At 51.9% G+C, this 20,595-nt stretch carries 16 protein-coding genes and 1 tRNA gene; 6 read left to right on the forward strand and 11 right to left on the reverse strand.

Annotated features, from left to right (window positions below; translation table 11 throughout):
• Positions 1-637 precede the first annotated feature (637 nt).
• From JJD41_RS02420 to JJD41_RS02440, 5 genes are all read right to left on the reverse strand, one after another.
• On the reverse strand, positions 638-2,200 hold the full coding sequence (locus JJD41_RS02420) for a hypothetical protein (protein WP_200664555.1): 1,563 nt from the start codon (positions 2,198-2,200) through the stop codon (positions 638-640).
• Between the two features lie 42 nt (positions 2,201-2,242).
• Positions 2,243-3,616 carry a hypothetical protein gene (locus JJD41_RS02425; RefSeq protein WP_200664556.1) on the reverse strand — a complete coding sequence of 458 codons (1,374 nt, stop codon included), beginning with the start codon at positions 3,614-3,616 and terminating at the stop codon, positions 2,243-2,245.
• Between the two features lie 42 nt (positions 3,617-3,658).
• A complete protein-coding gene (locus JJD41_RS02430; protein ID WP_200664557.1) occupies positions 3,659-5,077 on the reverse strand; it encodes a hypothetical protein in 1,419 nt (472 codons plus the stop codon).
• Positions 5,078-5,125: 48 nt separating this feature from the next.
• Positions 5,126-6,685 (reverse strand): hypothetical protein, encoded by a 1,560-nt coding sequence (locus tag JJD41_RS02435; RefSeq protein ID WP_200664558.1) that lies wholly within the window; start codon positions 6,683-6,685, stop codon positions 5,126-5,128.
• Positions 6,686-6,761: 76 nt separating this feature from the next.
• Entirely contained in the window at positions 6,762-7,712 is a 951-nt protein-coding gene (locus JJD41_RS02440) for an ABC transporter ATP-binding protein (RefSeq protein ID WP_200664559.1), read from the reverse strand.
• A gap of 307 nt (positions 7,713-8,019) precedes the next feature.
• Here JJD41_RS02440 and JJD41_RS02445 point away from each other — a divergent pair, with 307 nt between their 5' ends.
• Positions 8,020-8,310: a Mo-dependent nitrogenase C-terminal domain-containing protein gene (locus JJD41_RS02445; protein WP_370583701.1), complete on the forward strand. Its 291-nt coding sequence runs from the start codon at positions 8,020-8,022 to the stop codon at positions 8,308-8,310.
• 262 nt (positions 8,311-8,572) lie between these two features.
• Here JJD41_RS02445 and JJD41_RS02450 read toward each other — a convergent pair whose 3' ends face one another.
• From JJD41_RS02450 to cofH, 3 genes are all read right to left on the reverse strand, one after another.
• A complete protein-coding gene (locus tag JJD41_RS02450) occupies positions 8,573-9,241 on the reverse strand; it encodes an SH3 domain-containing protein (protein ID WP_200664560.1) in 669 nt (222 codons plus the stop codon).
• A 258-nt stretch (positions 9,242-9,499) separates the two neighbouring features.
• Positions 9,500-10,132, reverse strand: a complete 633-nt coding sequence (locus JJD41_RS02455) for a hypothetical protein (protein ID WP_200664561.1) — start codon at positions 10,130-10,132, stop codon at positions 9,500-9,502.
• 124 nt (positions 10,133-10,256) lie between these two features.
• Positions 10,257-11,432 (reverse strand): 7,8-didemethyl-8-hydroxy-5-deazariboflavin synthase subunit CofH, encoded by a 1,176-nt coding sequence (cofH, locus tag JJD41_RS02460; protein WP_234488474.1) that lies wholly within the window; start codon positions 11,430-11,432, stop codon positions 10,257-10,259.
• Between the two features lie 137 nt (positions 11,433-11,569).
• Between cofH and JJD41_RS02465 the strand changes: the two genes are divergently transcribed.
• From JJD41_RS02465 to JJD41_RS02485, 5 genes are all read left to right on the forward strand, one after another.
• Positions 11,570-12,706: an acyltransferase family protein gene (locus tag JJD41_RS02465; RefSeq protein ID WP_200664562.1), complete on the forward strand. Its 1,137-nt coding sequence runs from the start codon at positions 11,570-11,572 to the stop codon at positions 12,704-12,706.
• A gap of 606 nt (positions 12,707-13,312) precedes the next feature.
• Positions 13,313-14,176, forward strand: coding sequence for a ferredoxin:protochlorophyllide reductase (ATP-dependent) iron-sulfur ATP-binding protein (bchL, locus tag JJD41_RS02470; protein ID WP_168569775.1), 864 nt, complete (start codon positions 13,313-13,315; stop codon positions 14,174-14,176).
• A gap of 136 nt (positions 14,177-14,312) precedes the next feature.
• Positions 14,313-15,728 carry a DUF5331 domain-containing protein gene (locus JJD41_RS02475; RefSeq protein ID WP_200664563.1) on the forward strand — a complete coding sequence of 472 codons (1,416 nt, stop codon included), beginning with the start codon at positions 14,313-14,315 and terminating at the stop codon, positions 15,726-15,728.
• A gap of 54 nt (positions 15,729-15,782) precedes the next feature.
• Positions 15,783-17,183: a ferredoxin:protochlorophyllide reductase (ATP-dependent) subunit N gene (locus tag JJD41_RS02480; protein ID WP_200664564.1), complete on the forward strand. Its 1,401-nt coding sequence runs from the start codon at positions 15,783-15,785 to the stop codon at positions 17,181-17,183.
• 338 nt (positions 17,184-17,521) lie between these two features.
• A tRNA-Met gene (locus JJD41_RS02485) sits at positions 17,522-17,595 on the forward strand.
• 118 nt (positions 17,596-17,713) lie between these two features.
• On the opposite strand, the gene JJD41_RS02490 is transcribed toward JJD41_RS02485, so the two are convergent.
• The 3 genes from JJD41_RS02490 to JJD41_RS02500 form a co-directional block, all read right to left on the reverse strand.
• Positions 17,714-19,111 carry a glycoside hydrolase 100 family protein gene (locus JJD41_RS02490; RefSeq protein ID WP_200664565.1) on the reverse strand — a complete coding sequence of 466 codons (1,398 nt, stop codon included), beginning with the start codon at positions 19,109-19,111 and terminating at the stop codon, positions 17,714-17,716.
• Between the two features lie 147 nt (positions 19,112-19,258).
• On the reverse strand, positions 19,259-20,098 hold the full coding sequence (locus JJD41_RS02495) for a uroporphyrinogen-III synthase (RefSeq protein ID WP_234488475.1): 840 nt from the start codon (positions 20,096-20,098) through the stop codon (positions 19,259-19,261).
• Complete coding sequence (locus JJD41_RS02500) at positions 20,095-20,325, reverse strand: hypothetical protein (RefSeq protein ID WP_200664566.1); 231 nt, start codon at positions 20,323-20,325, stop codon at positions 20,095-20,097. The genes JJD41_RS02495 and JJD41_RS02500 overlap by 4 nt, the downstream gene beginning before the upstream one ends.
• Positions 20,326-20,595: the final 270 nt, after the last annotated feature.

Below are 20,595 nucleotides of genomic sequence, written 5' to 3' on the forward strand. Positions count from 1 at the left end.
GCGGGTTTCGACGTTTAATGACTCTAAGTGACGCTGGAATTTAGATCGAATTTAGGTCAAATCTAGGGCAGGATGAAAAGGCTAGAGGAGTCTCTCAAAGAGATTAACACCGAACTCAAATCAGTTCGTGTTCGAATCAGTATCCGGAAACGCGGAGATCGCCTCTCCCTACGCGGCACCTTTCCCCACAAGACTCAGGAAGTGGCAAAACCCAATCTTCTCAGCAGCTGCCATAATCGTTGTGGCATTCACCTTTCCCTGTTCCGTCCCTTCGAGATCGCCCTTCATTCCGAAATGATTTCCCTCAACCCATTGTCAACCGTCGAGACCCCTCCTAGCTGGCGACTTCTCGGAGATTGGCCTTGTCGTCGTTCCGATCCGGATATATCCCTCTGCGGTCACTCTAGGAAAACCCTTGTCTTGACTTAATTCTAGAACGCTTACAGGGTCGGCGGTCGCGACGAATTTTCCTAATAGAAACTCAAAAATCGGGTCAGCGCCGTCTAGGTTTCTCCTGATAAGCGATACGGCGATCGCTATCTCCGACCATGACAGAAGAGGGATATAAAAGCGATCGCCAATCCAGGAATTTTCTACCTGGAAGCGATCGCTTTTTTAGCACACTTGCGTGACGGATTTAACGGGGGGTGAGCAATGTTTTCGTATTCGATTCGCCTGCAAGACGCAATTGTTTGCGGAACTTCCAGGTCAATCCGGCGATGATGCTCAAATGTCCTAAAAAACCAAAAAATAAGGTCATTTGACTGGCTTTTTCTACACCGATAAAGGGTAGGATCGAGAATAGAAAGCCTAGGGGATAGCTAATGTTCGCGGTGTCGAGAATTCCTAAAACGACCACGGGTAACACGAGCAGGGCGCCGACAGTTCCCATGGCCCAAAAAGCGCGTTTTTGGTGTTTCATGAGCAATAGTAGTTGGGCGACGATCGCGCAGATAACGAGAAAGCCGATCCCGAACAAACTCGACCAAAGTGCAATCATTTTTTCTTCTGCTACCGTTTCCGGCCATGACATCAGCCACGGGAGAAATATCAGACTGGCAATAGCTAAATTGAGGGCGATCGCGATCGGAGCCGGACTTTTTTCTCCGTAGATTAATTCATCGAAAGAAGAACGGCAAAATTTAAAGTTAGACTGGCGTTTTTCGCGATAAACTCCCTTGTTTTCGTAGCGGTAGCGCGCCCAATCTTGGAGGGTTTGACGGTGAGGAGAGAGGGCGGCGATCGAGGCCAAGCACCACACCATATTCAAAAAGCCAATTAAATAGAAATGCTCGGGAAGGTGATAATGATATTTCCATTCCGGACTCAGTAACTGAACGGAGAAACCTAACAACAGCAGTTCAAAACAGACCGTTAACAAATAACTCTGTTTCTTGCTAAAAATTGTGGCGCTGGGATTGTGGAAACGTCGGTGTAAAGCTTGCCATCCCCAAAAACTCCACAGGGCGCAATTGGCTAAGATGAAGCCTCGAAATAGGAAGAGATTCTCGGAAATCAATAAGTTGTAGAAGTCATCGATATAGGCATAGCCGGGAGTCATTAAATCGCGATCGCAGTGCAAGAGAATCCACATGAAGCCGAAAGACAAGCCGGAACCAATCCACCCTTGACTGCCTCCCATTAACGCGAAGACGGCGGACACGGTGAAGGTCAACAAAGCAACCCCTGCTAACAGTAGGTAAAAACTGAGGATGGCGCCGATTCCCATTCCGGCAGAACTGGCGGCGTGAAAGTGAAAGGGAAGCGCGAGTAAAGCGCCGAGATAAATTAAAATCGGAACGCCGAGGAGTTTGCCGCTTAAAATGCTCAGACTCGATTGGGGACTCAGACGCAAGAAATTCAACGTCCCGCGTCGTTCTTCTCGGGCTAAGTCGGAGATGGTCACGTAGGCGATACCGACGACGAGGGCCAGACCGACGGCCCAATAGAGGCTTTGTTCGAGATCGAACCACCATTTAAGCCAATCGACGGTACAGAATTCTCCCTCGCCGATACAGTAGCGACTGTATTCGGTATCGGGAGTGGGTAATTGAGCGCTGAAAAATAACCAGGTCAGGAACTCGAAACCGAGGACGACGATCGCCACGAGGGAGACATTGCGCGCTTTTAGGCGTCCTTTAAGTTCCCGAAACAGTTGGGGATTCCATTCGCCGAGGCGATCGATGACAGAGGTATTCATAAGGGTAAATCGTTTGAGGTTGAACGGAAATGACGATCGCGCTCAGTCACCTTGTTTGGGATTCAAGGAGGACGGAGCGATCGCCCGGGGGTTGACCCACTGGGTTAACTTGAAGATAACTGCTACAGTGAGGCTCGTTTGCAAGAGTTGACCGATCGCAACGGCGATCGTGGTGCTGAAACTAAGCATCTGAGCCGTGCTTGTTTCCCATAAGGGCAACTGTAACCACCCCTGAAACAGTAAGGTGGGGATTGAAAGGAGTGCGATCGTCGTCGCACACACGGTCAATGCTTTTAAAAACTGTTTAGAAAAACATGCGGTTATCCAATAAAACACCAGAGCGGATAAGACAAGATTGATGTTGGAGAGAAGAGCCAATAAAGATTGGAGTTTGAGGATCGCGGCGATCGGGTAGAGCGCAAACCACGGCAACCAGACGATCGCCACAATCGCTGATTGTTTCCGAACCAATTGCCACCAAGACAACCTTGACGAAGACCAGGAACTTACGGACACGGTGGCTAAACAAACAACCAGGCAAGCCGCAATAAAACCGACTTGCGCGATACTATCGGCGAACTCGGTTTGAGATGCATCGATCCCGTTGAGAGCGTGCCATTTCCAACCCAGAAACCACAGTTGAAAGATGGTTTGAACGGCGATAACTTTGCCTTGACTCAAGTGCAGTTGCGGTCTGCTATTGCGAAAGCGGCGATCGAACACCCATCCGAAGCCGCGAGCCAATAACCCGACATGAAGGGTGACGGTCAGCATCCCTAAATAAGGATTGCTACCGACGGGTAAGTTAAACCAAGTTTGTGGATAGCCCCCATAGCTTAACTCCGGCCAATCAAACGCCCTAAAAATGAAGAAGGCGTATAAAATACCGACAAATACGGACAGAGTAAGGGTGGTTAGGGGATTCGTCGGAGTTTTGGCATTTAACGGCATTAACAGCGCCATGCTATAAAAAAAGCCGCATCCGAGGGCGAAGAGCCAGGCGATACTGGGCAACCAGATAAGCGGTATCCCGGCTTTGACCTGGGCGAGTAGTTGCAAGGGCACGGCCAGGGCGATCGCCCAATAGAGTAGAATCGGCACGCCGAGGAGTTTGCCCCAATAAAAACAACGGCTCGATTGGGGACTCAAGCGTAGGAAGTACAGGGTGCCGCGACTTTCTTCTTTAGCGATATCTTGATGGATCAGGTAAGACCCTAAGATAAACAGGGCGATCGCTTCGAGCCAATAGAGACTTTGGATCGGGCTCAGCCAATCGGTAAATCGATAGAGGACGAGCTGCACGAAACCGGAAAGGGCGCCGACTGCAATCAGATTGCGCCGTTGTAGGCGTCCTTTCAGTTCGCGCAGGAGTTGGGGATTGAGGTCGCCGAGGCGATCGATGACAGAGGTATTCATAAGGGTCAATCGTTTGAGGTTGAACGGAAACGACGATCGCGCTCAGTCACCTTGTTTGCGATTCAAGGAGGACGGAGCGATCGCATTGAATTGGACAAACTTTGGCAGTTGGCAACAGGCGACAAGGGTGAGGCTAAATTGCAGCAGTTGACCGACGAAGACGGCGATCGCGCCGTTAAAAGTCGGCAGATCCCATGTCGCCATATTCCATAAAGACAACTGGAAAACCGAGGAGAAAAACAGGGTCGGGATTGAGAGCAGCAAAGCGACGATCGCGATCGCCCCGAGTCCTCGTAACGGGGCTTTAGAGAGGAAAACACTAAGCCAATAGCACACCAGGACTGTCAACAAGACATTAACGTAAACAAAAATTCTCGCGAGGGCTTGAAGTTTAAGCGGGGGAGCAAGTGGATAGAGAACTAACCACGGCAACCAGACGATCCCCGCAATCCCCAGTTGAATCCATACCGACCGCCACCAGGGGGACCGCCACCAGGGGGACCGCCACCAGGGGGACTCCAGTCGCGCTTTGACTGAGTTGGCAGGGTGTCCGATAGAGACGTTCGAGAAAAATAAAATCGCGCAACAGGTGATAAAACCGAGTCCCATCAACGTATCGGCGAACTCGGATGGTGACAGGGTTGACGCTTTGAGGTCGGACCACCCCAACCCGAGAAGCCAAATTTGAAAGGCGGCTTGTACCCAGCAGGCGCGACGTTGAGTCCAGTGGAATTGCCGGGCGCTATTGCGAAAGCGGCGATCGAAGACCCAGCCCACACCGCGATTGAGTAATCCTAAATGAAGGCTTGTCGCCAACAAAGCCAAATAAGGGTTATTTCCGACGGGTAATCCGAACCATTCCAGGGAGCCACCGAAATAGCGCAGCTCTAACCAATCAAACGCAGTCATAATAAGGACTGCGTAAAAAACGCCTAAAAATGCTGAAAGGGCGACGGTGCCAATTGCATTCGTCGGATTTTTGGCGTTTAAAGGCATTAAAAGTGCCAGAGTATAGAAAAAGCCGCATCCTAGAGCCAACAGGAGGTCAATACTCAACCACCAAGTCAGAGGAATGCCCGCCACCAGCACCGAAACGGCTTGCAAGGGAATCGCCAGGGCGATCGCCCAGTAGAGTAAAATCGGCACGCCGAGGAGTTTTCCCCAATAAAAACAACGGCTCGATTGAGGGCTCATGCGAAGAAAAGTTAAGGTCCCGCGCTCTTCTTCGACCGCCATATCTTTATTGAGCAGGTAAGACCCCAAAATGAATAAAGATAGAGCTTCGATCCAACACAGGGTTTGGAAGAGGTCGAGCCAATCTAAGGAGCTGGAGAGGACGAGCTGCACGAAACCGGAAAGGGCGCCGACTGCAATGAGATGGCGCCGTTGCAGGCGTCCTTTCAGTTCGCGCAGGAGTTGGGGATTGAGGTCGCCGAGGCGATCGAGTAGGGTATCGTACATGAGCGGGTTTCCTCTGGGTTGAGGCGATCGCGTCTCACGGGGTGGCGCTTATTTCCCCGTCAACAGGGGTTTGGATTCGGAGACTCCGGCGCGATTGAGTTGACGGGAGAGGGTGAAGTGCAAGCTCAAGGCGATCGCCAGTTGGGCGACGAATCCGGAGACGATGCTCGCGATCGAGGCTTCTTGTAAAATCAGCCAATAACTGCCGAATACGGAAGTCATCCATAAGGTGTGGGGTTGAGTGGAGACCGAACCGAACAGCAATCCCAATAAGGTCGGCGGTAACAAGATCGCGGTGGCGACCGTTCCTAGAGCCCAGTGACCTGCTTTAGAACTTTTAATCAGTAAGGCAATTTGGGCGATCGCGGCGTAAATCCAGATGAGAACGACGCTGGTTCCCAATCCGGCGATCGCCTGTAATTTGGCGGTGACTTCCACTCCGGACATCGAAACCGCTACGGTCCAAATCGCTGCAAATATAGCTAAATTGAGGGCGATCGCCACCAGCGCCGGACTTTTTTCGCCCCAGACTAACTCGTGCCATTTCGACACCGGGCGATCGCCCCCATCCAACGAACCGCCCGTGTCTTTGACGTAGCGCGCCCAATCGAATAGAGCTTGACGACCCGGAGAAATCCCGGCAATTACGGCTAAAAACAGCACTAAATTAATCGTCGAAACGACTGCCATCAAACTCAATACATCTGGCGTCCAATTCGCCCCCATTTCTGCGAGAGCAGGCCAAGTCAAGCCCAACAACCAGACTTGAAAACTCCCGACCAAACCATAGCTTTGCTGTTTATTTAATAAAGTGGCGTGGGGATTACGAAAACGGCGATTGAGTGCCTGCCACACCCAATAATTGGCGACGCCGACGGTCACGATCGCCCAGAGAAAAGCGAGTAAAGGCTGATGGCCGAGGTCGAAGCTAAACCACTGCCAGTCCAGTTGGCGGTAAATCAGTTTACGAAAATCAAAAAACGACAAAATCGCGTTAATATAAAACGAGCCGAGCCACAACCCCAAAAAACTCGACGCGATCGCCAAATAAGCCGTTTGGGCTAACAACGTATTGAGCAAAGCACTGGTGTAGATTAAATAACATCCCGCCCCCATTAACGTCGTAAAGCCCAATACCCAAGTTAATGGAACTCCGCCCCCGATCGCCGCCACCACAAATAGGGGAAATACCAACAACGTTCCGAAATACATCAGACTGGGAACGCCCAAAAGTTTGCCATTTAAAATGGTTTGGGAAGAGCGCGGCGACAGGCGAATAAAATTGAGCGTTCCCCGGCTTTCTTCTTTCGTGAAATCGGCCACTAATTGATAAACGCCAATACTGATTAAGGCGATCGGAAAGATCCAGGCGATCGCCTGCACGATCGTCGTCCATTCGATGCTCCAATATCCCTCGCGACAGCCGGAGGCGCCGACATCGAAACGGCTGACACACACGTAGTCGCTATTCGCGGCAACAATCAGAAATTGGAGGATTGCAGAAATGACGATCGTGCTGTAGACATGGCGCCGATTCAGTCGTCCTTTTAATTCGCGAAACAGTTGGGGATTCCAATTCCCCAAACGATCTAATAGATTAGCAAACATGGGTTAAGTCTCCAGATCCATACCACAAAGCGACTCTATTTTCTATCAGTTAGCGCGACCCGTTCCCCAACGGCGATCAAGAGGCTTGCTGGTGACCGAGTTTGAGGAAAATGGTTTCGAGATCTTCTTGGGTACAATGAAACTCCGAGAGTGGAATTCCTACAGCGACGAGCGATCGTAACAACTCGGCACTGTCTTCCGGAGTTCCCGAAAAATGAACCCGCAAGCCGTCGCCTTGTTTGTCAAGTTCCCAGCTCTCCACGTGAGAACAATTTCTCAATTCGCTTTCTAATGCCTCTAGCTTACCCAAACTGCGGATGATAATTTGCTGACGGCTCAAGCGTTTGTAAAGTTCTTTGAGCGAAGCACTTTCCACCAAATATCCCAATTCCATAATGCCGACGGAAGTACACAGTTCGGCCAAATCGCTCAATACATGGGAAGAAATTAAAATCGTCATGCCTGCTTCGCGCAAGACTTTAATAATCTCGCGAAACTGCATCCGGGCGATCGGATCTAAACCGGAAACGGGTTCGTCGAGTAACAATAAAATCGGTTCGTGAATAATCGTGCGCGCCAAACTCAAACGCTGTTTCATCCCCCGAGACAGGGTAGAAATCAAACTGTTGCGTTTGTTCCCCAGTTGCACCAATTCCAACACTTCGTACAGTCGTTGTCGGCGTCGCGGTTGGCGCAAGTAGTACAGGCGTGCAAAGTAATCGAGATAGTCCCAAACGGTTAAATCGTCATATAAAGGGAAGTCGTCGGGTAAGTAACCCAGATGGCGTTTGAGAGTGGGATTGTCACTGTCGCGGCGCAGGTGTTCGCCATTGATATAGATTTCACCTTTGGTCGGTTCTTCTGCGGTTGCCAACATCCGGATTAAGGTCGTTTTTCCGGCGCCGTTGGGTCCGATCAATCCGTAGACTTCGCCGCAAGCGACTTGTAAATCTACGTCGTTGACCGCGATTTGACGGTCGAATTGTTTCGTCAATCCGCGCGTATCGATGGCCAGTTCTGGTGTCATAGCTGTTGGGGGAATCGCTCGTGCATAGCGCATACTGACGCTAGCCTAGCCTTTGCATCTGGCGATCGTCACCGGGATGTGCCAGAAATGCAACCGGAAGGGACGCTTTTGAGCGACGACCCCCGCCAGGCGCCTCGACCGGGTTCCCTTGCAGCGATCGGTTGGGGAAGGCGCCCCGCTCCAAAAATATATAAGTTTTAATAATCGAGATTAAGTTTTTCTATTAGAAAAACCTTGATCTATACGGTCGTGCTTGTTAAATTGAGATTAAAGCAAACAAAAGTTCGTTGTAAGGAGACTAAAGATCGTGCAAACGATTCAACCGATGAACCAACAACCCGCTCTCTTCCAAAAAGCTCAAGAATTTCTCGACAATCTCAAAATTGATAATCCGAAATTGGCTCGTGTTTTATGTCAGTTGATTCCGGCGCAATGTCCGTTCGAGCGCGATATTACCCTCTTAGGTCGTCGTTTGTTGCACATTCCGCCCTTGTGTAAGCTCAATCCTTTTTACGAGCAGTTTGTCGGTTTGCGCTTTCGTTCGTTATGTTATTTAGCCGATGAATGTGGCGAAGATATCTCGCAATTTTTGGTCTAATTTGACCGATATTGTGACGATCGGCAACGACGATCGCCTCGAAATCAATCGATCGAAAACGAGTGAAACATGTTTTCTCAAGCGACACAACTGGCGATCGAGGAATGAGTCCGTTAATTTCTCCCGTTTTCTCTGCGTGCATGGGCTTCACACGGCGGTCAAACCTACGGCGATCGCCCGGACTAAAAACTCCTCTCACTCCAAAAAAAAGCCCGCCCGCACGAGTGGGGAGGCCAAGATTTTTCTCAACGGATCGAAGGGTCTAGGGAACGGGTTCGATAAAGAATGAATGAGCGCGAATAAAACAGTTTTTCCCCTGAACTTGGACCGCCATCCACGGTTGTCGTTGGGGGTCGATTTGAATCGGTTCGGAATAGGCCGAACTGGGAGAAATAGTCTGATTTTTATATAACTTACCCACCACGGAAAAATCGACGCCGGGAGCGCGACGACAGTTCAACCCCTCCGGATCGGGATCGATGACGCGCCAGAACTGGTGAAGGCGAGCGTTCCAATAATTCTCCTCGGGGTCGCTATCGGCGACATCGACTTCGGACAGTCCGGCGATCGCCTGGACGTACTTGCGATGGGCGCGAACCCAGCACCGGGTGCCGTCGTTCAGTCTCACATTTAACCAAGGATTGCCATTTTGCAGGGCAATTTCGCGGGTATCGCGATCGCGCCCGACGGCTTCGACGCGCGTTCCCGCAGGCAATCGCGCTAAAATGCGGTCTCCTCTCGGGTGTCCGATCGGATGGGTGCGACAGTTCAATCCGGCAGGGTCGGGATCGACGACACGCCAAGTGCTGTGATATTCCCTTGCAGGCATGTAATCGCCGTCTGCATTGGGACTCGGGAGCGCCCAGATCGGACTAGCCAGACCAATCGACGCGATCGTTAGGGGGAGTGCTTTAAAAATTTGCTTGAGCATCTGATAGCGCTAACTCGACAATAGATCGGGGTCGATGGAAACAGACCCTTTCCCGTATTTGAGCTATCAATACGGGGATCTGACTTCTCTAGCTATGCTCCATTCGTTCGAGGGCGCGATCGCTCCGGATAAAGTTTCAGGGGAGGCAAAAGTTTAGAGTTTAGAATTTAGACTTTAGAGTGAGGGAATCGGGAGTGGGGGAAGAGATGGTTTGGATCGGCGATCGATGGGCGCCGATGTGACTCGCCCCACAAGATTTTAGTAGGTCGCTTCAACAACTGCATTCGCGCCTTTGAGTAAATAAGTTTGTCCGGTGAGGCGATCGCGCAATTGGACTACCGTTTCCACGGACGAACCGACCTCCCAGGTCGGACCGCGACGGACGATCGCTTCGTTCAACTCTGGCGGATTGTTTCTCTCTTCTCCGGTCGGCTGAGTTTCCCAAACCCGATCGCCGTTGACCAACCAGACCCGATCGATCTCCACATTATCCGGGAGGCGATCGCCTTGTACGGTCCGCAATGTTAATGTTCCTTGCAACTTCGTATCTGCCATCGGCATGAAATCGCGCCAGAGAAAGACATCGAGCCTAATTTCTCTCCCCTCGATCGCGATCGTGTCCGGGGTCGAGAGCAATCGCGTTAACACTCCCCGTTCGGGGTCGAGGCGATCGGCGCCGCAATAATAAATCTCACTCAGTGCCGGACGGCTCCAGTGATTGGCGGGAACGTCGGTATAGGGCAACGGCAAACTCGCCGTTTGGCCGTCGCGACAGGCGGCGATAATTTCGCTCAAGCTCGGTTGTCGTAAGGGTTCGGCGTCTCCGACTCCCGCAGCCAATAAGGGAACCAGTCCGGTAAAGGCGATCGCGTGTTTCCATTTCCCATCCATCACCGTCTACTCCAATTTGCAAGCTTCGATTTCGATTAAACCGTGCAAGGATCGGTGGTTGCGATCGCCCGTTGCCGCTTTTTCAAGCGTCATCGTCGCCGAGGGAGAACCATACGCCTTTCGCCTAACAAAGGACGGGTTCGGATAACCGCCGATAGAGGGTATCGCGTTGGGCAAACGGGCGACCGATGGAGGCGATCGCCCCTTGTAGGCGTTCCGGTTCCATGCAGGTGCCACCCCGGGCTCCGGCCATCGTGGTAATGTGTTCTTCCATTAACGTCCCGCCGAGATCGTTACATCCCCACTGGAGGGCTTCGGTCGCCCCGTCCAGTCCGAGTTTGACCCAACTGGGTTGGTGGTTGGCGATCGCCTCGCCGAGGAAAAGACGCGAAACCGCCGTCAGCAATAGAGTCGCGCTCAAACTCGGTTGCTCCCGTCCCACCCGCCGTCTGAGGCTGCTGGGAGCCTGGGCGCCGACAAACGGCAGTAAAATAAATTCGCTGATGCGGGCGGCAGACAAACGGGCGATCGCGCGCTGTTGCAACGATCGCAGGCGATCGAGATGGGCGATTTGCTGTGACGCCGTTTCGATATGACCGCACAACATCGTACTGGTGGTTGGCATTCCCAACCGATGGGCCGTTTCGACGATTTCGAGCCACGTTTGACTGTCGAGTTTTTCCGGGCAAATCACCCGTCGCACGAGATCGTCTAGCACTTCCGCCGCCGTTCCCGGCATCGAATCGACCCCGGCTTCGCGCAAGACAGCGATCGCGCAATCGTAGGAAATATCGTCTTCGCGGGCGATAAATTCGATTTCTTGCGGCGAAAAGGCGTGCAGGTGTAATGTCGGCAACTCGGTTTTAATCGTGCGAACCAGTTCGACATAATAGGGCAAGGATTTGCCGTCGATTTTCGCTTGGGGATTTAACCCCCCTTGCATACAGATTTCCGTCGCCCCTCGCCGCGTCGCGTCCGTCGCTTTTTCTAAAATTTGCTCGAAATCGAGCCAAAATGCACCCTCGCTATCTGCATCTCGTCGAAAGGCACAAAAGTTACAGTGTTGTTCGCAAATATTGGTGAAATTGATATTGCGATTGATAACATAAGTGACGGTCTCTCCCGCTTGTCGTTGGCGCAGGCGATCGGCACTGTGGCGAATCTGGGCGATCGCCTCCGGTTCGGTTTGTTGCAGTAAGATGACGCCGTCTTCTGGAGAGATCGGCTCTCCGTTCGCGGCGCGATCGAGGATAGTTTCTAACGGGCGGGTCATGGCGAAGGGCGGCATCGAAAAACTCATCTATTGTAGAAAAATTCAATCGGGATTTGGGATGTTTGGATTTTAGATTTTAGATTTTAGATTGACAGCAGGGAGAGAAGCACTCGCGTACAGTACGCTACGACCTTCTGACTCCCGAGTTCTTCTATTCTCCAACTATGCGCCTAACCTCTCTTGACGTTTTTCGCGGTCTCGCGATCGCCAGTATGATTCTCGTCAACAACCCCGGTAGTTGGCAGCACGTTTATCCCCCTTTGCGTCACGCCGAATGGCATGGCTTCACCCCGACCGATCTGGTTTTTCCTGCATTTATCTTTATCTCCGGGGTGGCGATCGCCTTTTCTTTTGCCAAGTTTGGCGATCGCGAGGCGATCGATCCGTCGGTCTACTGGAAAATTGCCCGTCGCGTCCCGATTCTGTTTGTCCTCGGTCTACTACCCAATATCTTTGTCATTGTCGTGCAAGCGTTACATCACGGCGAGGCGATCGATTTGAGTACCCTGCGAATTATGGGTGTTTTGCAGCGTATTGCCCTCGCTTACGGGATCGGCGCGATCGCCATTCTCCGCCTCAACCGTCGCCAACTGGTCATTTTTTGCGCGGCGATCCTCCTGGGCTATTGGGCGGCCCTCACCTGGATTCCCGTTCCCGGTTACGGCCCCGGAGATCTCTCCCCCAAGGGAGAAGGGACCCTAGTCGCCTATCTCGATCGCCTCTTGCTCACTCCTTCCCATCTCTTAGGGAAAGGGAACTTCGACCCGGAAGGGCTGTTGAGTACCTTACCCGCCACGATTACCCTGATTTTCGGTTATTTCACCGGGGATTGGTTGCGCCAGCAGCCGATGACGAGTCAAACCAGTCTGCAACTGGCGATCGCCGCTTTATGCGCCCTCGTGGTCGGTCGTTTGTGGGGCGTCTTCTTCCCCATTAACAAGCAGTTATGGACGAGTTCGTTTGTCCTCTACGCGGCGGGATGGTCGTTACTGCTACTCGCCTTGTGTTACGAACTGATCGAAGTACGGCGCCGACGGCGGTGGGCGTTTCCCTTTGAAGTGATGGGCTTAAACTCGATTTTTCTATTTGTCGCCTCCGCATTCCTCGCCCGGATTTTACTCCTCGCCCGCGTCGGTTCCGGGGAGGAGGCCCCCAGTCTCTATACCTGGATGTACGAACATCTTTTCGTTCCTTGGGCGGGGGAGTTGAACGGGTCGCTGGCGATCGCCCTGACCATGGTTCTGTTTTGGTGGGTCGTCCTCTATTTGATGTACCGACGGCGGTGGTTTCTCAAAATTTGAGTGGGTCTCCCCAGGAGAATCGCCTCGGTCAAAATACCTACAAACCCCTCTAAATCGGGCGATCGGCCTTCAGTTTCTCGAAAATTGATCATTCTTAACAAAACTGTCGATCGACCCGGGCGATCGCCCGTCACTGCCGTTAAGTCTTCGACAATCCCCCTCAAACCCCAGTCACTCAGAGGGCTTTTAAGTGGAAATTCGGAGGCGGGCGATCGGGCGATCGCCCTTCTCATGACCCTCCCAGCGCTTCCCTCGTCGCCCCCTCAGCCCAAATCAACGGCTCGGCCTTTTGGGGGCGATCGTTTATTTTTTATATTGTAACTCTTTTTATTAAAAAAAGTACTAAAAATAAATTTTAAAGATAAAAATAAATTTAAAAATAGATAAAACAGCAATTTGTACCTTTATGATTCTACTTATCATTCCCAAGACCTTCTAAAGCGCTCAAACAGAATCAGAAGCCCTTTACCTGAAACAAAAAATCGGACAATAATGCACTCAACGAGAAAAACAGCCCCCTTTCCCAGGAAGGGATTCAAGGCGATTCAAACTTGATTCGACAGCGATCGCAATTTTGACAAGCAAGCATTAAGGAGAAGCACAGTAGTGAAACTCGCAGTTTACGGAAAAGGCGGCATCGGCAAATCCACCACCAGTTGCAATATTTCAGTAGCCCTGGCCAAACGCGGCAAAAAAGTCTTGCAAATTGGTTGCGACCCCAAACACGACAGCACCTTCACCCTCACCGGATATCTGATTCCCACGATCATCGACACCCTGCAAGAAAAAGACTTTCACTACGAAGACGTCTGGCCCGAAGACGTCATCTACAAAGGCTATGCCGGAGTCGATTGTGTCGAAGCAGGTGGACCCCCGGCGGGTGCGGGTTGTGGCGGCTACGTCGTCGGGGAAACCGTAAAACTGCTGAAAGAACTCAACGCCTTTGACGAATACGACGTCATCCTCTTCGACGTTCTCGGCGACGTCGTCTGTGGCGGCTTTGCGGCGCCCCTCAACTACGCCGACTACTGCATGATTGTCACCGACAACGGCTTTGACGCCCTATTCGCCGCCAATCGGATCGCCGCCTCCGTCCGCGAAAAAGCCCGGACTCATCCCTTGCGTCTCGCCGGACTGATCGGCAACCGCACCTCGAAACGCGACCTGATCGATAAATACGTCGAAACCGTCCCGATGCCCGTGTTGGAGATTTTGCCCCTGATCGAAGACATCCGCATTTCCCGGGTCAAAGGCAAAACCTTATTCGAGATGGCGGACAGCGATCCCTCACTCAAACCCGTGTGCGACTACTACCTCAACATTGCCGATCAAATCCTGGCCCAACCCGAGGGCGTCGTTCCCAGCGAATCTCCCGATCGCGACCTGTTCAGCTTGCTGTCCGACTTCTACCTCAATCCCGCCAAAGCCCCCGCCCCCGTCGCTGAAGAAGAAGATCTGATGATGGTGTAATCGATTCAGCTTAATTTAATTTCAGGATCGAAGGGTTGCTGAGAAAGCAGTTATGATGCAGGACAAGAGTGTGCGTCTTAAAACACTAAAAACGCTCGATCGTCATTGATTTCAGCAACCCTGGGAAATAGAGATTATGGCTTTTTTTGAAGACTTTACTGCCGCCCTCAAGCAAAAGTGGGTGCAGTATTTCCAAGACAACCGCGACTGGTTGATGCTGCACTTAAAATCGGCAGCAGTGAAGACCCCAGATGGGGGTCGGCGACCTCCTTCCTACTTCATCTTGGGAGTCATGAACGTCCTGGAACCCAAGCTAGCGCAGTTGATGTATCCCTTCTCGCAACTCAATCCCGAAGCGGACAAGCTGATTGAAGTATTGGGATTGAACTTCGACCCCGATCTCGCTAGCGGCAGAACCCCAGAACCATCGACCGAAGCGGTCAGCCCTCCGCCCAGCATCGAAGCAGAAATGCCAGAGATGGCCGAGGACAGTTGGCCGACGGAGGATGAGGGAGAAGAAGGCGAAACCGATACGGCGGTTGCCGTTGCCACTGCGGTATTTGGTGACGTCGCCAGCGATGAAGATTTCGAGGAAGAGGCGATCGAAGGGTTTGGCGAATCGGAAGTCGCCTCCTTTGAAGAGGAATCCACAGCTCTCGAAGGTTTAGAGGAAGAGGAAATCGACGGGATCGAAGAAGTCGTCGCGGTCGGTGTTGAAGAAACTTCCGAAGACGAAGGCTTTGGGGATATGGACCTCGGCAGTCTCGAAGAAAGCGAAACTTCCGAAGAAGAAGCCTTTGGGGACATGGACCTCGGCGGTCTCGAAGAAAGCGAAACTTCCGAAGAAGACGAAGGCTTCGGCGATATGGACCTCGAAGGATTAGGCGAGTCCGAGTCTGAAGACGAAGGCTTTGGGGATATGGACCTCGGCGGTCTCGAAGAAAGTGAAACTTCTGAAGACGACGAAGGCTTCGGGGATATGGACCTCGGCGGTCTCGAAGAAAGCGAAACTTCTGAAGACGACGAAGCCTTTGGGGATATGGACCTCGAAGGATTAGGCGAGTCCGAGTCTGAAGACGAAGGCTTTGGGGATATGGACCTCGGCGGTCTCGAAGAAAGTGAAACTTCTGAAGACGACGAAGGCTTCGGGGATATGGACCTCGGCGGTCTCGAAGAAAGCGAAACTTCTGAAGACGAAGGCTTCGGGGATATCGACCTCGAAGGATTCGGCGAGTCCGAGTCTGAAGAACCTGGATTTGATGAAAATCCGTTTGGAATGTCCGAGTCTGACAACGACGATTTCGGCGATATGGACTTGGATGCGTTAGGGGAATCCGATTCGGACGAGGATGACTTGAGCGATATCGATTTAGATGCGTTAGGCGAATCCGATTCGGACGAGGATGACTTGAGCGATATCGATTTAGATGCGTTAGGCGAATCCGACTCGGACGACGATGACTTTGCCGATGTGGATCTCGACGCCCTAGCTGATGAAATTGAGTCCGATGACGACGATCGCGATATGTCGAATATGTTGTCTGACTTGTAAGTTAATTGAGCCAATTTTTGGCTAGCCATTTGTACACGAGAGGAGAATTATTCCATGAGTGTGGCCCAATCTGAAGCGCTGACCTTTGAGTGCGAAACTGGCAATTATCACACGTTTTGTCCGATTAGCTGCGTGGCGTGGCTTTATCAGAAGATTGAAGATAGCTTTTTTTTGGTGATCGGAACCAAAACCTGCGGCTACTTCCTCCAAAATGCGATGGGAGTGATGATCTTCGCCGAACCGCGTTATGCAATGGCGGAACTCGAAGAAGGTGATATTTCCGCTCAACTCAACGATTATGAAGAGTTGAAACGCTTGTGCTTGCAGATCAAACGCGATCGCAATCCCAGCGTCATCGTTTGGATCGGCACTTGCACTACTGAAATTATTAAAATGGACCTCGAAGGTCTAGCGCCGAAGCTGGAAAGCGAAATCGGAATTCCGATCGTGGTGGCCCGTGCAAATGGCTTGGACTATGCCTTTACTCAAGGCGAAGATACCGTACTCGCCGCGATGGTGCAACGGTGTCCGAGTAAGGTGGATAAAGAAGAAGAGAAGCAAGAGCGCAACGCCATTCAAAAACTGCTCAGCTTCGGGCGCAAAAACGAACAAGACTCACCGGAAACCGAAACCGAATATGGCAATCACCCGCCTTTGGTTCTGTTTGGTTCGCTCCCCGATCCGGTGGTCACCCAGTTAAGCTTGGAACTGAAGAAACAAGGGATTGCCGTTTCCGGTTGGTTGCCGTCCAAACGCTACACCGAACTCCCGGTTATTGAAGAAGGATATTATGCTTGCGGCGTCAATCCTTTCCTCAGCCGTACCGCGACGACCTTTATGCGCCGTCGCAAGTGCAAGTTAATCGGCGCGCCGTTCCCTATCGGACCCGATGGAACGCGGGCGTGGATTGAGAAAATTTGCTCGGTCTTCGGGATCGAACCGCAAGGGCTGGAGGAACGGGAAGCTCAAATTTGGGCGAATTTAGAGGATTACGTCCAATTGATTCGCGGTAAGTCGGTTTATTTTATGGGCGATAATTTGTTAGAAATTTCCCTCGCCCGTTTCTTGATTCGTTGCGGGATGACTTGTCCGGAAATCGGCATTCCTTATATGGACAAGCGCTACCAAGGTGCGGAACTCAAGTTATTAGAGGAAACGTGCCACCAAATGGGGGTTCCGGTGCCGAAGATTATCGAAAAACCGGATAACTACAACCAACTGCAACGGATTCAACAGATGCAACCGGATTTGGTGATTACGGGAATGGCCCACGCGAATCCGTTGGAGGCGCGCGGAATCAGTACGAAGTGGTCGGTAGAGTTTACTTTCGCTCAGATTCACGGCTTTACGAATGCCCGGGATATTCTGGAGTTGGTGACTCGTCCCCTACGCCGCAACAACAATCTCAAGGATCTCGGCTGGGATCGGTTGGTGAAGGAAGAGGCGAAAGTGTAGCGATCGCGCTCCGCGTAAAGTAGAACGAGTAGAGTTGTTGTTTGTTCTCAGTTCAACTCAGTTCAAAAAAAGAGGAGAGTTCGCATCACTCTCCTCTTTTTTGGATCCCCCGGTTTTGGATCGCCCGGTTTTGGATGGCTTATTGCGGAATATGGCTCGTCCGCGATCGGGTCGAAGCAATTTTTCGGGAAATTTCTAAATTGCTCAAAAGCTTGTCATCTTTGACTTTCAGCCTTTAAAGTGTCGCGGAAAAGTTGCCAAAATCAGGAATTTTCCCAAAAAAAGCAAATTTAGGGGTTGTCAAATCAGAAAGGATTTGGTTATACTAGCTGAGGCGACGCGGGATAGAGCAGTCTGGTAGCTCGTCGGGCTCATAACCCGAAGGTCGGTGGTTCAAATCCGCCTCCCGCCACTTACTTGAAGAAACCCGGTAGCGATAAAAAGCTGCCGGGTTTTTTGCATGGGCTGATTTTGAATTCGCTTCGGGGCTTGGGACGATCGCCGGAACGATCGCCCCAAGCTGTCACCCGTTAGGTTTCGCCGTCGCCGTCTACTTCCGGGGCCGGATCGAAGGTAATCCAGTCTAAATAGTGGGGGTCTTCGATCAGCAGTTCGGACAGCAGAAAGCCGGAAATCGTCCAAGTTTGATATTTTCTCGCTTCTTTACCGATTAAGCGCCCATTTTTACCGTCGTAATATTCGGGCCACTCGTCTTTTTGCAGCCGATCGCCCGCGATCGCGATCGCCCGTTTCGCTAAGTCGGCGCGATCGGTTTTGATGGCGGCGGCGGTCAACATCCACAACAGGACGGGCCAATTGCCGCCATTATGATAGGACCAGGGGCGGTTTTTCGGGTCGCATCCGGTCAGTAACTCCCAGTCGCGGTCTTTTAACGCCGGAAAGCACATTTTCACGGGCATCTGACCGATTAAATCGCTCCAGCGTTGCTCGAAAGTTTTCATAATTCCCTGGGATTGGGCGATCGTGGTCATCGACGCCATCACCGCCATCAAGTTTCCCGCACTGAAAAACCGACAGTCTAACAGGGACGGACCTAAGTTTCCCGCTAAATACCCGCCGCCTTCGGGTAACCAGCGACTGAGTTGGTCGTAAGGAATCGAATTGGAATAAATATTAAACTGATTGAGGGCTTCTTCGCCGTATTCTTCCCCTTTATAGCGATAGATAATATTTAATCGTTCTAAATCCAGCCAATAATGATGGCGCAAGTGATGGGCGAGGGGTTTTAAGCGATGTTTGACCGCTTGATTGGTATAGGAGTTTTGTTCGTTATCTAATAACAGTTCTCTGGCGGCTTGTAAGGCGGCGAAAAAGAGGGATTGAATCTCGACCGGATGCCCGTTAATCCCCATGCGGCGGTCAATGGCGCAGGCACCGTCGGGAACGAGTAAGGTGGGGTATAAATCAAACCGCGCGATCAAGCACAGTTCCATAATTAAGCGGATGCCCCGTTGAAAATCTGGCTGGTGGGCGAGGGATATTTCTCCGGTGGCTTTGACGTAGGCGCGCAAGAGGAACATCCACCACAAACAGGAGTCTACCGGGGTGACTCGACCGATCGCGTGGTCGCCAAAATCGGCTTTTAAGACTTGTTCTTCTTTGGCGTGGACGACTTTAAAACTGGCGGGCATTAAACCGCGACCGGGTTCTAAAAATTCGAGTTGTCTCTCTTTGATTTGCAGTTTTAAGGTTTGGATGAGGAAGTTTCGGACAATTTCAGTTTGTCCTTTGAGCAAAAAGACTAAGGCAGAGGAGACAAAATCGCGGATGAAGCACTGATCGTAGTTGAGTGCGGATACATGCGGATCGCAGGCGGCAACGGTTCCGACGGGGCGATCGTAATAATAAATAATCGAGTCTTGCAATCGTTCCCAAGCTTGTTCGAGGAGGGTGCTACTGTTGCCCATTGACCAGTGAAATAGTGAATTGCACTTTTAGCTTATAGTAGAGTGCTGGTTGCTTTGGCGATCGCCCGCTCAAAATCAGCGATCCCCTTCGCCGAGATGGCAAAGGGGAAGATCGGGCGATCGATCGCGCCCGGCTGGATCGGGGCTTTAGGCGAGGGCGGGGACGGGTTGGAAGTGCGCGGCGATTTCGGTGGCAAATCCGACGAAGGAACTGTAATCGCGGGCGACAATGGCGACGTTTAAGCCGCAGGTTTTGGCGTGGTGGGCGGTGTAGGGACCAAAACAGGCGATCGCGTAGGGGTTTAGGTCCGATGGGGAGACGACGGTTAATAGGGCTTCGATTTCGGCGCTGCTGCTGAAGGCGATCGCGTCGAGTTTACCGGATTTCAATAATTCTAATTCGACTTGATAACAGGCCGGATCGATGACGGCGGTGGTGTAGGCGTTGACCCGAGTCACTTGCAAGCCGAGATTTTCCAACCCGGCGATGAAGTTGGGCACGACTTCCGGTTCGCGAAAGCCGACGATTTCGGGGACGGGAACGAGGATGTTCTGTCCTTCGATGTCGGCGACTTTCCCGAGTTCGGCGACGATCCCTCCGGGACTGGATTCGCCGGGAATCAGATCGACGCTCAATCCAAATTCGGCAAGGCGTTCGGCGTCTTTGGCAATGGCGCAGGAACAGGGACGGTCGAGGTGGCGCAGGGGAATGTGCAGGGCCTGCATCCGTTCGTAAACGGCTTCGATGCTGTTGCGACTGGTGAAGGCGATCCAGTCGAAGTCCGGCAGGTGTTGTAAGGCGTCGTCGAGGGCGTCGGTGCAGCTTAAGGCCCGGGTTTCGATGGTGGGCATCAATAGGGGAAAGCCGCCGCGACGGGCAATTTCGGCGGCGAAGCGAATGGCGTAATTGCGCGGGGCGGTGACTAAAATCCGTTTGCCCCACAGGGGGAGTTGGGAGGAAGGAATCAGAGGGCTAATATCTGTCATGGCAGGTGCGATCGAGTTGAGCGAGGACGGGCGATCGCCGAGTGCTGGATCGAGCTGCGATCGCGAGGGAAGGCACGATTGCTTCCCATGCTATCGGAAAACTCATCAAACGCACCTGCAAAAAAACTGATGCAGATCTTAAAGATCTTAAGGTGGTTGGAGATGGCGTAGGAAACGGCGGGGTCGCTTTCGGGAGGGGCGATCGTCGGGACAATTTTATCAAGCAACTCTCGATCGCGAACATCTCAAAAAACCTCGTAGGGGTTTGGTCACCCAACCCTGGAGGGGGAGGGGTTTGGAAACCAAACCCCTACAGGACATTCCTTCGGGTTTTAATCCCCTTGCGGGGAGTCAGGTAGGGTGTGTTAGGCGGCGATGATTTGTGATTTCCCAGGGTTAATTTATCTGTCCGCCGTAACGCACCATTTTCTAATTCTAAGAATTGGTGCGTTACGCGGGAATCTAATTTACTGGACTTTCGCCGGATGTTTTTGCCC

The sequence above is a fragment of the Oxynema mangrovii CENA135 genome (genome assembly GCF_016632315.1).
GTDB lineage: Bacteria > Cyanobacteriota > Cyanobacteriia > Cyanobacteriales > Laspinemataceae > Oxynema > Oxynema aestuarii.

What these genes read in the sequence shown, in the direction of transcription:
- JJD41_RS02420 (WP_200664555.1), bottom strand. Translation starts at nt 2,200, where the DNA reads ATGAATACCTCTGTCATCGATCGCCTCGGCGAATGGAATCCCCAACTG.
- JJD41_RS02425 (WP_200664556.1), bottom strand. Translation starts at nt 3,616, where the DNA reads ATGAATACCTCTGTCATCGATCGCCTCGGCGACCTCAATCCCCAACTC.
- JJD41_RS02430 (WP_200664557.1), bottom strand. Translation starts at nt 5,077, where the DNA reads ATGTACGATACCCTACTCGATCGCCTCGGCGACCTCAATCCCCAACTC.
- JJD41_RS02435 (WP_200664558.1), bottom strand. Translation starts at nt 6,685, where the DNA reads ATGTTTGCTAATCTATTAGATCGTTTGGGGAATTGGAATCCCCAACTG.
- JJD41_RS02440 (WP_200664559.1), bottom strand. Translation starts at nt 7,712, where the DNA reads ATGACACCAGAACTGGCCATCGATACGCGCGGATTGACGAAACAATTC.
- JJD41_RS02450 (WP_200664560.1), bottom strand. Translation starts at nt 9,241, where the DNA reads ATGCTCAAGCAAATTTTTAAAGCACTCCCCCTAACGATCGCGTCGATT.
- JJD41_RS02455 (WP_200664561.1), bottom strand. Translation starts at nt 10,132, where the DNA reads ATGGATGGGAAATGGAAACACGCGATCGCCTTTACCGGACTGGTTCCC.
- cofH (WP_234488474.1), bottom strand. Translation starts at nt 11,432, where the DNA reads ATGAGTTTTTCGATGCCGCCCTTCGCCATGACCCGCCCGTTAGAAACT.
- JJD41_RS02465 (WP_200664562.1), top strand. Translation starts at nt 11,570, where the DNA reads ATGCGCCTAACCTCTCTTGACGTTTTTCGCGGTCTCGCGATCGCCAGT.
- JJD41_RS02475 (WP_200664563.1), top strand. Translation starts at nt 14,313, where the DNA reads ATGGCTTTTTTTGAAGACTTTACTGCCGCCCTCAAGCAAAAGTGGGTG.
- JJD41_RS02480 (WP_200664564.1), top strand. Translation starts at nt 15,783, where the DNA reads ATGAGTGTGGCCCAATCTGAAGCGCTGACCTTTGAGTGCGAAACTGGC.
- JJD41_RS02490 (WP_200664565.1), bottom strand. Translation starts at nt 19,111, where the DNA reads ATGGGCAACAGTAGCACCCTCCTCGAACAAGCTTGGGAACGATTGCAA.
- JJD41_RS02495 (WP_234488475.1), bottom strand. Translation starts at nt 20,098, where the DNA reads ATGACAGATATTAGCCCTCTGATTCCTTCCTCCCAACTCCCCCTGTGG.